The sequence below is a fragment of the Mesorhizobium intechi genome, assembly GCF_002879535.1.
Taxonomy (GTDB): Bacteria; Pseudomonadota; Alphaproteobacteria; order Rhizobiales; family Rhizobiaceae; genus Mesorhizobium; species Mesorhizobium intechi.
This window is the reverse complement of the sequence record NZ_PNOT02000081.1, coordinates 1-13992: the sequence shown is the minus strand read 5'-3', so window position 1 is coordinate 13992 and position 13992 is coordinate 1. Positions and strand designations below refer to the sequence as shown.

Genomic DNA, 13992 nt, shown 5'->3' with positions numbered 1-13992 from the left:
TCATCGGCCGGCCGCTCGAATTCTATTTCGGTATGCGCGGACGCGAGCGCGACGCCCGCGTCCACGAACTGCTCGACGAGATCGAGATGGGCAAGGGCTTCATCGACCGGTATCCTGCTGAGCTTTCAGGCGGGCAAAAGCAGAGAGTCTGCATCGCCCGCGCCCTAGCTGCAAAGCCGAAGCTCATCATCTGCGACGAAGTAACGAGCGCTCTCGACCCGCTAGTGGCTGACGGAATCCTAAAACTGTTGCTTCGTCTGCAGAAGATTGAGGACGTGGCCTACCTCTTCATCACGCACGACCTCGCGACTGTGAAGGCTATAGCCGACTCGATCGCGGTAATGTATCGCGGAGAGGTGGTCCGCTACGGCTCGAAGACGCAGGTGCTGACGCCCCCGTTCGACGCCTATACCGACCTTCTGCTCTCTTCCGTGCCTGAAATGGAAGTCGGGTGGTTGGAGCACGCGATTGACGGGCGCCGCATGGAGAGCGCGGGGAATTGAGTTCAACGCAGGTTGAGGATGGCAAGCTCGAAATCGTTCCGGTAGGCTGCAACTCCTTGGGATGCCAGCACAGCTTGATTTGTCGACGAGCGACGCTCGACGAGGAGCAGTGAGTGGCGTATCACAGTACTTCGATGTCTACGAGGAGCGAAATGCTGATACCAGTGCGAGGGCGTCGACACCTGTTGTTGAGCCAATCACAGGCTTCGGCGTAGAGGATATCGTGCTCATTGAGCAAACACATCGCAGTCGCCGGGCTCTTCTGAGCATCAATGAAGCGACGACACGACACCGAACGTCACACAATAAAGACTGACGTTGGTGAGAAAGACTGACGTTGGTGAGCGCTGAGACAGCTTGACTCGCGCAGGACTGGGAGCCGACGCGACGCCGCCTTCGGTCCGCCTGATGCTCGGACAATATTGCTTTTTCAACGCTTTCGCTTGATCAGTCCGCCCTTCAAAGAAGGCTCGGCTCTAATCGCAACCCGAGGAAATTACCCAAGTCAGTGGCATCGCAGCTTTGGGCGATAACGAGGAAGATCGGAAGATCGACAAAGTCCATATCTCGGCTAACGTCGAGGGCGACCGCTGCGGCGGACCTGAGTCGGCCTCTCCGCGATGTTACCCAGACGCCCGCCCTGTTCGAGGGCTTAGGGCCAAACGAGTCCTCGCCGACGAACCAAACTCGCAAGGTCCTCCATGGTCACCGAGATGGAGCCGAGGCTATATCCCGTGCAATCAGAGCCATGACATTCTGATCCCAACGACTTGGAAGCATACACAGAGCGCGAGCTCATTGAGGGATGCACCACAGGCTACCAAACGAGAGACGACGCCCATTCCCTCAACCAACTCGCCTGCAGCATGGTATGGATCAGAATGCCTAGTAATGCAGGCAGCATACCTAAGTTATCGAACGGGGCTGTTGATGCGCAGAAGGTCCTCCGACAATGGGCATTTTATGCATTTTGGGCGAAAATTCGCACATTCGCTGCGTACGCTACAATAGATTCACGCCAAGAGGCCCATCGACGCTGGTACGCTGACCGAATTGAGGCGGAACAATCGGCCGCCAGGGAACAGCAAGTGAGGAGCATCCAATGTCGCAGGAACTCGACTATCTTAGCGGCCGCGTTGCTGCGGGCCGGCTGAGCAGACGTGAATTTCTCGGTCGTGCGACGGCGCTCGGCGTCAGTGCTGCCTTGGCTAACTCGCTTCTTGCCGGCGCCGCGAAGGCGCAAACGCCGCGAAAGGGCGGCTTCCTGAAAGCCGGGGTCTCGGGCGGTGCATCCACAGACAGTCTCGACCCGGCCTCGTTCCCTGCTACAGTTCCCATCCTGTTCGGGAAATCTTGGGGCGAGTTGCTGATGGAAATGACCCCCAACGGCGGCATCGAATACCGTATCGCGGAACAAATAGACTCGTCCAAGGATGCCAAGACCTGGACCATGAAAATCCGCAAAGGAATTCAGTTCCACAATGGCAAGGACGTCACACCACAGGACGTGGTGGAAACGCTCGAGCGCCATTCGGACGAGAAATCGAAATCCGCCGCGCTTGGCCTTATGAAGGGCATACAGTCGCTCAAGGTTGATGGCAGTAACGTCGTGGTCGCGCTCAAAGAGCCGAACGTTGATCTTCCGTATCTCTTGACCGATTATCACCTGGTCATCCAGCCCAACGGTGGCAAGGACAATCCTGCCGCTGGGATCGGAGCCGGCCCCTACAAGGTAACCGTCAACGAACCGGGCGTTCGGCACGGCGGCGAAAAGTTCAAGGATTACTGGCAAGGCGACAAGCTCGGCCATGCCGATCAGGTCGAGATCGTCGTCATCAACGATCCCACCGCGCGCATTGCGGCCCTGCAAAGCAACCAGGTTCACATCATCAATGACCTCGGACCGAAGGTCGTCGACCTGCTCAAACAAATCCCCGGCGTGACCGTTCAGAACGCTTCGGGCCGCGGCTACTCTTACTTCAATATGTTCTGCGACACCGCTCCTTTCGACAACAATGATCTAAGAATGGCCCTGAAGCTCGCGATGGACCGCGAGGAAATGCTGGACAAGATTCTGCGGGGCTACGGCACGCTTGGCAACGACTTTCCGATCAATCCCTCGTATCAGCTCTTCCCCGAGGACATTGAACAGCGTACCTTCGATCCGGACAAGGCCAAGTTCCACTACAAAAAGTCGGGCCACAGCGGGCCGATTCTGCTCAGGACTTCCGACGCGGCCTTCGCCGGCGCCGTCGATGCCGCTCAGCTCTACCAGCAAAGCTGCGCCAAGGCCGGTATCCCCGTAGAGGTCAAGCGGGAGCCAAGTGACGGCTACTGGTCGGAGGTCTGGCTAAAGCAGCCCTTCTCGACTGGCGCTTGGAATGGTCGTCCGACGCAAGACCAGATATACTCGACGGCCTATTTGTCGACTGCCGCATGGAACGATACGCATTTCTTCAACGAGAAGTTTGACAAGCTTCTCGTCCAGGCGCGCGCCGAGTTTGACCAGGACAAGCGCAAGAACCTCTATCGCGAGATGGCCGTCATCGTTCGGGACGAGGGCGGGACGATCGCCCCCACCTTCTACCAGTACATCGACGCGACGGGGCCGGGCGTAAAGGGGTTCGTGAAGAGTTCTATGCGGGAATTGGGCAACGACTACGCATTAGTTCACTGCTGGCTCGAAGCATAAAGGGAGTCACTACGAACCGCCGTTCCGGCCGCCTACGCATAGGGCTGGGCATTCTCGGTCATCGCCATTGTCGTGCTGAACCGGGGGGGGGGCGCAGTTCCTTCCCGGCGGCGGCGCACAGTGGCTACATGAGGGGTTGTGTGGCCAACCTGTACGGCGGCCGTGCCCACAGCAGCAGGCTGGCAATTCGAAAGTAAGAGAGATTGCCTCTATGAACGATGTCAGCCTTCCTCCTGCGAGACCGCAAAGCTTGATCTATCCGGTTTAGACTTGGACGCTCTATGGCGTGCATCTTGTGTTGGACAGCCTGTATCCAATCTGTCCTCGACCACCGCCGATGATCAGATAAAATAGCATCGTTACAGTATCCAATGCCGCGTCGAGGCATGTAGAATGCAAATTCGAGAAAGATGCGCAGATGACACTTGATGTCCCACATACTAAAACTGACACCGTAGCGCGCGATATTGGCTACGTAACTATGCAAGACGGAATGCGCGTCGCGTACATCTGTTATCGCCGCAAGTCAGGCCGCCATCCGACCGTTTTCCTCTATTCACCATATGACGCAAGCGCAACTCCTTTCGAAGTTGCAAAGCCGTTTCTAGATGCTGGCTACGCCTTTGTGGGGGCCAACTTCCCTGCGACCGGTTGTTCGGAAGGTGTCTTAGAAACATGGTTCGACCGGAAAGAGGGAATCTATGGTGCGGAAGTTGTCGAATGGATTGCTAAACAGCCTTGGAGTAATGGCGATGTTGGGATGGTTGGCAATTCATCTGCGGCGTCAGTTCAAATGTGGGTCGCGGCAGAACAGCCGCCTCATTTGAGGGCCATTGTAGCGTCTGGCATGTTCGACGCCTATGAGTGGATTTACCAAGGCGGAATGCTACAACTCTATTGCTTAAAATGGGCTTTTACGAGTCAGTTCATCGCACAGGCCAGCGGAGTGAGTGACCGGATAAAAGCGGGCGATACTGAGTGTTCTGCGATTTGTGGGAGCGACCGACAGGTGGTCAAAAATTCATTCTACGACGAAATACGAAGACATCCACTAAATGATGAATGGTGGGACTCGATCTATTTGGCGTGCAAAGAGGTGGCCGGCAAGATCCGAGTACCCACTATGCTTATTGGTGCGTGGCAGGACCGTTATGCCGTCAGGGAAAGCGCTCGCATATTTAGTCAGTTGATGCCGAACGTGGAGCACAAGAAGCTTGTCCTGATGAACGGCGATCACGGAGGAACCGGGGCACTTGGGCCACAAGCTCCTAGGCTTGTGGACGAAGAACGAATGAAATTCCTCGACCGTTGGGTGAAGGGCGTTAAGAATGGAATTGAAGACGAGCCTGCAGTAACTGTTTACTGGGAAGCCTGGGAGCCCGAAGGAGATCCCAAGAAGCAGGTTGCGGGGTGGGCTACACATCACAAGGCTTGGCCAGAACCGACTGTGGAGCGTCGCCCTTACTATCTAACGGCCGATGCCAGGATATCGGCTGACAGACCCGGTGCTAGCCCCAACGAGGGCTCGCGCGCCTATCTATATCCCACCGGGGCAGAGCTCTACGGAACCAATGAGCAATTCGCGGCAAAGCCATATCAGGAAGGGGTGTTGAACTACCGGACCGAGGTAGCCGCCTCGGATGTTACACTGCTTGGAAGCCCGCAAGTAACCCTTTATCTCAGCATTGATGAAGGAGATGACACAGACCTGGAATTGACATTGAAGGATGTCGACGCTGACGGCAATGCACTCTTCCTCCAGGCAGATCAACTGCGCGCGTCACTTCGCGCAATCGATGAACAGCGGACCTCTTCGGACGAAATAGTCCATCTATTCCGCAAAAGCGAGAAGCTCGAACCCGGTAATATTTATGACATCCGAATGTCGATCTCGCCGATAGGTCACGTAATCCGAAAAGGGCACTGCCTTGAGCTAACCATCGGCGCTCCCAGTCCTATCATCAAGCAAGCCATCGGCAGCTTTCCAATCGGCGTCGCATCTATTAACAGCGTCTATCACTCGGAGAAGTATCCTTCGAAAATCGTTCTTCCCATCATTCCGGAGGCAAAAGCGCAAGCACCGGCACCCGAGTGGGGCACGCAACGAGCCCAGCCTTGCCGAAAAGGAACTGAATTTGAGCCCGGCGGGCTGCCGACTGGTTGAACTTCAGCGCGGCGCCAACCGGGAACCACTCACTCCAACAGATACAGTTCGCACGGACTGATTGGGAAAGTTCAATGGCATCGCGTTCGGGACAATCAGGCGGTCGTGTCGACGGCGATGGATCGCTTGCGGCCTTGACCTTTGCCAGGTCGAAGCCCGAATTCCGAAACCCGCCGCTTTCCGGGTTTGCCGACTGGCCGTTGGTGACACCGGCCGTCGGGCTCGACGCCCGACCGCGAGGCATTGCGGGCCCTCACTACGAGTTCGTTGCTGATAGGGGGCAGCAGGCCCTCGTCGCGCGAGTCCGGGCCGGAGGTCGTGCGTAGGGCGGGAACTCTGCGCGGTGGTGCGTTATGGGCGACCCCATTTTCATGTTACAGTCAACGCGAGCGAAAATGGCACTTGAGCTCTCGAGTCGGATTCGACCGGCGCAGGGAACCAGTTGCTGGTGACTGCGGTATGGAACGGAGTGTTCCCTCCTCGACGTCAACCGCACGCCCGTACGGATGCACATCCAGGAGTCGGGCCAGAAAGTCAGTATCCAGGGCCGCCCGGAAAAAGCAGTCGAGGCGTTTGCTGCGACGCTTTGTGAGGAGACGTACTGCACCACCGCAGACCGGTTAGAATATGAGCGCAACGAATAAAATCTCCGGCAACGGACCCGCGCAGTCAAGTCTCACGGCTCCGGAAACTCGCCGAAGACTTCTCGAACACCAGCCGACCTCCGATCCATCTGAGCTCCCTCACTCACCTGAAATGCGAGGAGTTGGCCTCATCTCGAAGCGAGATGGGGTCGGTACACACAATGCATTTGACTGGAGAAGTTCATCCCTGGAAGCTTTCCAGCGATAGAACAAACTACGCGGAACCGCGCATCTAGGATGCCCCCGAGAGCCGGCGGCGCAGATGTGGTTCGAGCTGGCAGACCCGAGGCGCGGGTCTGCTCATTTTGGTGCAGGAGACAAGAATGCGCAGCGTCGATGATTTCCGGGGTATTCATGATGAGGCTATCGCTTGGCGCCATCACCTCCACCAGAACCCGGAACTCGGATACAACGTGCACAACACCGCCCGCTTCGTCGCCGAAAAACTTGCTTCCTTCGGGATAAACCATATCGAGAAGGGCATCGCCGAGACCGGTGTCGTCGCGGTGATCCGAGGTGCAGGCGGGGACGGACCGACGATTGGCCTGCGTGCGGATATGGACGCACTGCCGATCGTCGAGGCTACCGGCAAGCCCTGGACTTCGCAGATCGAGGGGAAGATGCATGCCTGCGGTCATGACGGCCACACCGCCATGCTGCTGGGTGCCGCTAAGCATCTCGCCGCCACTCGGAACTTCAAAGGTTCGGTGGCGCTCATTTTCCAGCCCGCAGAGGAAGACGGGCAGGGCGCCGGCCGAATGGTGCAAGAAGGCTTGATGGACAGGTTCAATATCTCCCAAGTCTTCGGTATGCACAACATGCCATGCATTGACGTGGGCAGGTTTGGTATTCGCGACGGATCGATTATGGCGGCCCTCGACGAATTTGACATCACTGTCACGGGCCGGTGCGGACACGCGGCAACGCCTCATTTTACCATAGATCCGGTGGTAGTCGGAGCACAGATAATCACGGCGCTCCAGACCTTGGTTTCCCGAAACCTCGATCCGACGGAAGCGCTCGTTGTGTCAGTGCCGAAATTCACCGGAAGTGAATCCTACCACATCATACCTGACTCCGTGACGCTGGGCGGAACCGTTAGGAGCCTATCGCCAGCATTGCGTGATTTTGCGGAAAAACAAATCAAGGTCTGCGCTGAAAATATCGCGGCAGCTTTCGGGGCTAAAGTGGAATATCGGCATAGGCGTCTCGAGCCGTTGACGTTCAACCACACAGCATCGACCGAATTGGCCGCCGCAGCCGCGCGGGCTCTTGTGGGGCGGGAGGCGGTCAACGAACAGGTCAAGCCGGTGATGGTCTCGGAGGATTTCTCTTACATGTTGCAGGCGCGACCTGGCGCGTTCTTATTCCTCGGCAACGGACCTACCGCGGGTTTACACAATCCGACCTACGATTTTGATGACAATGCAATCCCTTACGGGATCGGCTACTGGGTCTACTTGGTGGAAGGCGGCTTGGCCGGTTAGTGCTGCTTAGTCTCCTAAACTCTGCCCGCGCGCCCATCAGATAGGTACGCAGCGTTGCTAGCTTACTGGCCGCGCCGTCATGAGGCATGACAATCCGGACCGTCGTCTAACTGAGCAATCCTGAGTGTTTGCCGAGCAAGAAGCCGGTCCCTCCACGCACCTGGCGAGTATAGTCAGTGTGCGACCGGAAACCGGATCATGGTTTGCGAGCCCATGGGCTGCCGTTCGACCTACTCAAACCAGAGCACAGTACCGTTCCCCCATAGCTCAGGGACGTTGAGTACGTTGGCGGTAACATGCGTCTATTTCGACCTATCGAGATCCGATGCCAGAAGCCAGCATTAAGCTGGCCTATAGCACAACAACATCCTTGGCGTGTGGGCAACTTTATCCCGCGACCCGATGCGACGCGCGCCAGCGACCAGAAGCCCTCCAAGATTGCGCGGTCTAGTCTCAGGCCTTGAGGAGCTCTTTTGCGACCAGCTCCTCCACGGCACGCCACTCGCCCCTCACGCGGCTGCGCCCCGCGTCATAGAATGGCCGCAGAGAAGCTATGGCGGAATAGCGTTCGCCAGCGATCTCGATTTCGAATGACCCTCCGGACAGCCAATCAGCCGTCACCCCTTCTTCTGCCGTGAGATACCCCATCCCAATACCACAGCCCACAGTGTGGCCAAAACCAGCTGAGCGAAGGTAACCGACAAGGCTGCCGTTACGCCAGACAGGCTCGGTTCCGAACATCAACGATTTGGCATTTGGGACAGCGAGCTGGACCAGCCGCCGGCGCAGAGGTTTGCCCCGCTGGGCCTCCAGTGCAGCGCGTCCAATGAAATTATCAGGCTTGTCCCAGGCAACCGTGAAGCCCAGTCCCGATTCCAATGGAGTGTCCTCATCACCAACATCTGCACCCCAGTCACGGTAGCCCGCTTCCAGGCGCAGCGTGTTGAGAGCAACATATCCGGCGTGGCCTAGGCCGAGATCGGCGCCGGCTGCCACCAGAGCGTCGTAGACCCCTAGTGTTTGTTCGGTCGGGATGTGAAGTTCCCACCCCAACTCGCCGACAAAAGTCATCCGGAATGCGAGCGCTAGGCTATACCCGACCTCGATTTCACGAGCCGTTGCGAAGGGAAATGCCTCGTTCGAAAAGTCCGCAGGACTGACGCGCTGCAGTAACTCACGCGATCGCGGACCCATCACGGACAGGGTGGTATATCCGGATGAGACATCTGCAACCGAGACGTGGCCGGCTCCCTTGGCATGCAACCGCAGCCAGGAGAGATCACGGGTGCGTTGGATTGCTGCTGTTACGACAAGAAATTCCTCCTCACCTATGCGTGCGATGGTGACATCGGACTCCATACCGCCACGTTCATTGAGCCAGGGTGTATAGACGATGCGGCCGACCGCTACGTTCACATCGTTTGTGGACAAGCGCTGTAGCAGCGCAAGGGCATTCGGCCCCTGTACCAAAAGGTGCGCGAAGGAGGTTTGGTCGAACAGAGTGACGCCCGCGCGGGTGGCCTTATGCTCCGCGCCGCTCCGCTCGAACCATTCGTCCCGGCCGAAAGTTGCCTGGTTTTCTTTTGATGATCCAGGCGCACCAAACCATTGGACGCGTTCCCACCCGGCGCTTTCACCGAAATTCGCGCCGACTGCGGAAAGGCGGTCGTGCAGGGGGGACACGCGAACGTTGCGTGCCGTCTTGGCTGACTTATGCGGCAGATGAAGTGCCCAGAGGTTGCCGACCGCCTCCACCGTGCGGTCGTACAGATACCGCCTGTTCCGCTGGAAGGGCATTGATCGACGGACGTCCATTTCCCAGCAGTCTCCAGCCGGCAAGCCTGTCGACATCCATTCTGCCATGACCTTGCCCGCACCACCCGAGGATTCGATACCGCAGGAATTGAATCCAGAGGCGACATACAGACCTTGAATTTCAGGCGATGGCCCGAGGTGGAACCGGTTATCAGGCGTGAAGCTCTCAGGGCCGTTGAAATTCAGCTGAAGGCCGACATTTGCCAGGATAGGCATGCGCTCGATGGCCGCAGAGAGATATGGTTCGATGTGGTCGAAATCTTCGGGCAACGAATCGAAACTGAAATCCTGCGGTATGCCGTTCATGCCCCAAGGTTTGCCATTAGTCTCGAAGAACCCCACGAGCAGTTTGCCGGCGTCCGCTTTTGCATAGACGCGCGCGTCCATATCGCGGATCGTCGGCAGATCATGGGGTAGTTCGGGAATTGCCTCAGTGACAACATAGAAATGCTCGGCCGCCTGCAACGGCACCGACCAGTTAAGTTCAGCAGCCACATTCCGCGTCCACAGGCCGGTGCAGATGACCGCGTGTTCAGCACGGACCGTTCCCTGACTGGTTTCCACGCCGACAAAACGGCCCTTCTCGACGAGGATGCGTGTAACAGGTGTCCGCTCGAGGATCGTTGCTCCACCCTGCCTCGCCCCAGTTGCGAAAGCACGGGCGGTATCGATAGCGTTGGTCATCCCGTCGGAAGCGATCCATGCTGCTCCCAGGACATCACTGACTTCGAGCAATGGAACGCGGCGTTGGGCTTCCGCAGCGCTTATCATCTCCACGTCCAGGCCAAACGAGCGGCCCATCGAAGACCCGCGCTTAAGCTCTTCAAGGCGGTCCTGGGTCGCGGCGACAGTGATGGAGCCGGTTTGCCGAAAACCAGTTGCCTGACCGGTTAGATTTTCGAGGTCGCTGAACAGATCCGCAGAGTATTGAGCGAGCTTTGCCATGGTTTCGTTGGCGCGGAGTTGCGTCACCAGGCCCGCAGCATGCCATGTCGTGCCGCATGTCAGTTGGTCGCGCTCCAGAAGCAGAACGTCCCGGTGGCCGAGACGTGTCAGGTGAAAGGCTATCGAGAGGCCGATAATGCCGCCTCCGATGACAACGTATTCGACATGCGATGGTACTTTGCTGGCCATTTGAAACCTGTTGGAGCTTGGGCGAAAGCGCGAGCTAAGGCGGACTGGTTATGGCCAATAAAATATTGTCAGATATGCTCTGACTTCCGCTGATCTGCATGCCAGGAGTGCAGTATTTCTGCGCCGTGAGGCGGCCCCATGCAGCGTGACTCCAGCAGAATGCACTTGGGGTAAAACGTGGCGATGACTGGGCCGCCGCCGACCAGCGCTGCAATATAATCGTGATGGTGACTCTGGAGCGGAACGCGCCGAGATCGGCACCCGAGCGGTGGGTGTGCTCAGGGGAGTTGAAAAGATCGTAGGCGACCTTGGCCATCGTCTTCGGTAGTAAGCGCTACGCCTCGAGAAGCGCCTCCTAGCCGCCGCCAGGGGCAAGCGCTTTTCCTCCTGAGCCAGCACGTGCCGAGAGGGGTCGAAAGGAAACCGGCGCCCTCATAAATATCGGGACCTCGGGCAGCGGTTCCCAGCATGCCGGCTGCCCGCGCCGCCACGATTGTCGTAAACGCCGGAGCCCCGAAGACAAAATCCACATGGGCACGATGGTGCAGATGGCCCAGCGTCAGGTGACGTGGGCGTCTTTAGTCAAAGCCAACGGCATTCTTCAGCGCGCAATTTCTTGTGTGCAGGCCCCGGCATCTCGAAGCGAGATGATGCCGATATAAACACTGCATTTGACTGAGAATGCCTTGAGACAAATGCTCGCCTGAGCACCCGCAACACAAGCAAAACTGGGACGTGCGGGATGCCGCCGTGAGAATGGGCATCAAGATTTCCGGGCGCCGCCTGCGGTTGTCCTGGGCCGCACGAGCTTGGGCGAACTCAAGAGCGCACATGCTCAATTTCGAGAAGGACCATATGCATGAGCTACCAAAAACCTTTTCTGCGTGAGGAGTTCGACCGGCGCGTTCAGGACACGAAGAAGCGGATGCAAAAAGCTGGTCTTGATCTCCTCATCTGCCAGGATCCAGCCAATATGTACTGGCTTACGGGCTACGACAGTTGGTCCTTCTACACGCCGCAGGCAGTGCTAGTCCATGACAACGAGGATATGCCTCTTTGGTTCGGGCGACCGATCGACGCAAAATCGGCTACCGTTACAACAAACCTGCCGGCCGAGAACATCTTCGGATTCGCAGAGACTTTGGTTCACCATCCGGAAAATCATCCTTTCGATGATTTGTGCGGGCTCATCAATTCCAAAGGCTGGGGTTCCGACCGCATCGGCGTGGAGCTCGACACTCACTACTATACCGCGCGGGCCCATCAGCACCTCGTTAGAGGCCTCCCCAATGCGAAAATCTCGGACAGTCGGGAACTTGTGAACTGGGCGAGGCTCGTCAAGTCAGAAGCCGAGCTTGTCTATATGCGAGAGGCGGGCCGCATCATCAGCAGAACAATGCGAGAGGCGATTGCGAAGCTCAAGCCGGGAGTGCGCGACTTTGAGGTCGTAGGGGACATTTATCGCAATCAGATTTTGGGTGAGGGCAAGTTCGGCGACTACACGGGTCTGTGTCCCCTAATCCAGATTGGTGAGGGGACGAGCACATGCCACCTCACCTGGACGGGCCAGGCGATTCCCGAGTCAGCCCTGGTGGTGATGGAGCTTGGCGCGGCACGTCGCCACTATAACGCGCCCCTGACCCGCACAATTCACGTCGGACAGCCGCCACAAGAAATCTCGCGTCTGGCATCCGTGATCGTTGAAGGCGGCGACCTCGCACTCGAAGCGGCCAAGCCGGGCGTGGCCGTCGAAGAGGTAGCCGCCGTGTTCCAACGCACACTGAAACGGAATGGCTACAGCAAAGACAGCCGCGTCGGCTACTCAATCGGTGTTGGTTACCCGCCGGACTGGGGCGAACGCACTATCAGCATCCGCGCGGATGAAACAACGCTATTGCAGGAAGGAATGTGCTTCCACTTCCAATCCGGAGTGTGGCTCGACGATTTTGGCGCAGCGATCTCAGAACCTTTCGTGGTTACAGCGAAAGGTGGCCAGCGCTTCTGCGATGTGGAGCGCCGCTTGGTCATTATCGACTGATTATTAGCCCGTTAACTTTTCGAATAACGCTGACGGGCCCGGACTATGCGGCAATCGCCCAACACCGGTTTGTTACTCAACGAAATAGGAGATCAGCTTCTGCAAAAAAAGACGCTTCTACAAAGCTGAAAACGCCCATCCCGGGCTGCTGGATAACTCAACAAATAAGAAGGGAACGAGAAATGAAGATCAGACTTTCATACATTGCGGCTGGCTTAAGCCTTGCCGTCGCGCTTGCCGCTTTTCAGGCCTACGCAGGAGAACTAACCGACCGTATCGCCAGCGGCAAGTCCATCCGCATCGGCTTCGCGAACGAAGAGCCATTCGCCTTTCCGGACAGTAATGGTCACCCAGTAGGGTTTGTAAACGCGATTACTCTCGGCGTCCTTAAGCAGATGGGTTACGAAAATGTAGAAACCGTCGTGACAGATTGGGGCGGGCTTATACCAGGACTGCAGTCTGGACGGTTTGATATGGCTACGGGGGGTCTCTACATCCTTAAATCAAGGTGCCAAAGCGTTACATTTTCCGAGCCTTTGGCGAAAGTGACCGACGCGCTTATCGTTAAAGCTGGCAATCCTAAAGGGCTGCACAATTATGCAGATATCGCAGCCAAGGGCGCGACTATGGTGACCGGCATAGGATATAGCAATATAGAGCAAGCGAAAAAGGCAGGAGTTCCGGAAGCTCAAATCATGCAAGTGCCGGGACAGACAGAAATTCTTGCAGCTGTCGAGGCGGGACGAGCAGATGCCGGGGCATCGGGATACCTGTTGTCTCGATCTGTGGCTGGCAAATCGGGTGGAAAACTTGACGTAACCGACCCGGATGCAATGCCGGAATCAACTCAAAACTGGGTGAGCATAGCCTTCCGAGAGTCGGACAAGGACTTTGTGGAGAAGTTCAACGAGGCTCAGAAAAAATACATCGGTACTCCCGAGATGATGAAGGCTGTCGAGCCTTATGGCTACGACGCAAAGCTGCTACCAAATGACAAGAGTGCGGAGTGGGTTTGCGCCAACCGTTGATTCCGCGCAGACACGGCCGGAGGCTTGCCTCCCGGCCGTGTCTGACGCAGGATGGCTAATGTCAATCTTGGAGTTTCTCCAAAGCTATGGCCAGGCGCTTTTACAGGGGACCTTGGTCACATGCGCGCAATTCTTGCTTGCTACGCTGGTCGCTGTAGCTGCCGCCGGGGCCGCAGGCATCGGCAAATTGTCGAGCAAATGGCCTATCCGGAGTGTAAGCGTTGTCTACATAGAGATGTTCCGCGGAACGTCGCTGCTAGTGCAGCTATATTGGATTTTCTTCGTGTTGCCGCTGTTTGGTATAACGCTTCCGAACTTCACCGCCGGCTACATATCCGTCGGCCTCAATATCGGTGCCTATGGCGCCGAGATTGTCCGCGGCGCCATTGAGTCAGTCCCGCGCGGACAATGGGAAGCGGGAACCGCGCTGTCGATGCCGCACGGCGTGAGGATGCGCAGGATCATATTGCCGCAAGCGCTGGCGATC

At 57.3% G+C, this 13992-nt stretch carries 9 protein-coding genes; 7 read left to right on the top strand and 2 right to left on the bottom strand.

Going from position 1 to position 13992, the window contains the following annotated elements; genetic code table 11:
- The 4 genes from C1D09_RS07360 to C1D09_RS07345 all read left to right on the top strand — a co-directional run.
- The coding region (locus C1D09_RS07360; protein ID WP_143973653.1) for an ATP-binding cassette domain-containing protein at window positions 1–503 on the top strand (503 nt) is incomplete at its 5' end.
- A 1102-nt stretch (window positions 504–1605) separates the two neighbouring features.
- Window positions 1606–3195, top strand: coding sequence for an ABC transporter substrate-binding protein (locus tag C1D09_RS07355; RefSeq protein WP_143973652.1), 1590 nt, complete (start codon window positions 1606–1608; stop codon window positions 3193–3195).
- A 418-nt stretch (window positions 3196–3613) separates the two neighbouring features.
- A complete protein-coding gene (locus C1D09_RS07350) occupies window positions 3614–5359 on the top strand; it encodes a CocE/NonD family hydrolase (protein ID WP_143973651.1) in 1746 nt (581 codons plus the stop codon).
- Between the two features lie 967 nt (window positions 5360–6326).
- Window positions 6327–7490 carry a M20 aminoacylase family protein gene (locus C1D09_RS07345; protein ID WP_143973650.1) on the top strand — a complete coding sequence of 388 codons (1164 nt, stop codon included), beginning with the start codon at window positions 6327–6329 and terminating at the stop codon, window positions 7488–7490.
- Window positions 7491–7943: 453 nt separating this feature from the next.
- Here the strand turns inward: C1D09_RS07345 and C1D09_RS07340 are convergent, their stop codons facing one another.
- Both C1D09_RS07340 and C1D09_RS07335 read right to left on the bottom strand, forming a co-directional pair.
- The gene (locus C1D09_RS07340) at window positions 7944–10439 is read right to left on the bottom strand and encodes a GcvT family protein (RefSeq protein WP_143973649.1); all 2496 of its coding nucleotides are present in this window, start codon (window positions 10437–10439) and stop codon (window positions 7944–7946) included.
- Between the two features lie 34 nt (window positions 10440–10473).
- The gene (locus C1D09_RS07335; RefSeq protein ID WP_143973648.1) at window positions 10474–10755 is read right to left on the bottom strand and encodes a hypothetical protein; all 282 of its coding nucleotides are present in this window, start codon (window positions 10753–10755) and stop codon (window positions 10474–10476) included.
- A 543-nt stretch (window positions 10756–11298) separates the two neighbouring features.
- Between C1D09_RS07335 and C1D09_RS07330 the strand changes: the two genes are divergently transcribed.
- The 3 genes from C1D09_RS07330 to C1D09_RS07320 form a co-directional block, all read left to right on the top strand.
- Window positions 11299–12477, top strand: a complete 1179-nt coding sequence (locus C1D09_RS07330) for a M24 family metallopeptidase (RefSeq protein ID WP_143973647.1) — start codon at window positions 11299–11301, stop codon at window positions 12475–12477.
- Window positions 12478–12659: 182 nt separating this feature from the next.
- Entirely contained in the window at window positions 12660–13505 is an 846-nt protein-coding gene (gene ehuB, locus C1D09_RS07325; protein ID WP_143973646.1) for an ectoine/hydroxyectoine ABC transporter substrate-binding protein EhuB, read from the top strand.
- A gap of 58 nt (window positions 13506–13563) precedes the next feature.
- Window positions 13564–13992 (top strand): ABC transporter permease subunit (locus C1D09_RS07320; RefSeq protein ID WP_143973645.1); only part of this gene is annotated, 429 nt, incomplete at its 3' end.

Excerpts from the sequence above, each read along its gene's own strand:
- C1D09_RS07345 (WP_143973650.1), top strand. The coding sequence starts at position 6,327 with ATGCGCAGCGTCGATGATTTCCGGGGTATTCATGATGAGGCTATCGCT.
- C1D09_RS07330 (WP_143973647.1), top strand. The coding sequence starts at position 11,299 with ATGAGCTACCAAAAACCTTTTCTGCGTGAGGAGTTCGACCGGCGCGTT.
- C1D09_RS07355 (WP_143973652.1), top strand. The coding sequence starts at position 1,606 with ATGTCGCAGGAACTCGACTATCTTAGCGGCCGCGTTGCTGCGGGCCGG.
- C1D09_RS07350 (WP_143973651.1), top strand. The coding sequence starts at position 3,614 with ATGACACTTGATGTCCCACATACTAAAACTGACACCGTAGCGCGCGAT.
- C1D09_RS07335 (WP_143973648.1), bottom strand. The coding sequence starts at position 10,755 with ATGGCCAAGGTCGCCTACGATCTTTTCAACTCCCCTGAGCACACCCAC.
- C1D09_RS07340 (WP_143973649.1), bottom strand. The coding sequence starts at position 10,439 with ATGGCCAGCAAAGTACCATCGCATGTCGAATACGTTGTCATCGGAGGC.
- ehuB (WP_143973646.1), top strand. The coding sequence starts at position 12,660 with ATGAAGATCAGACTTTCATACATTGCGGCTGGCTTAAGCCTTGCCGTC.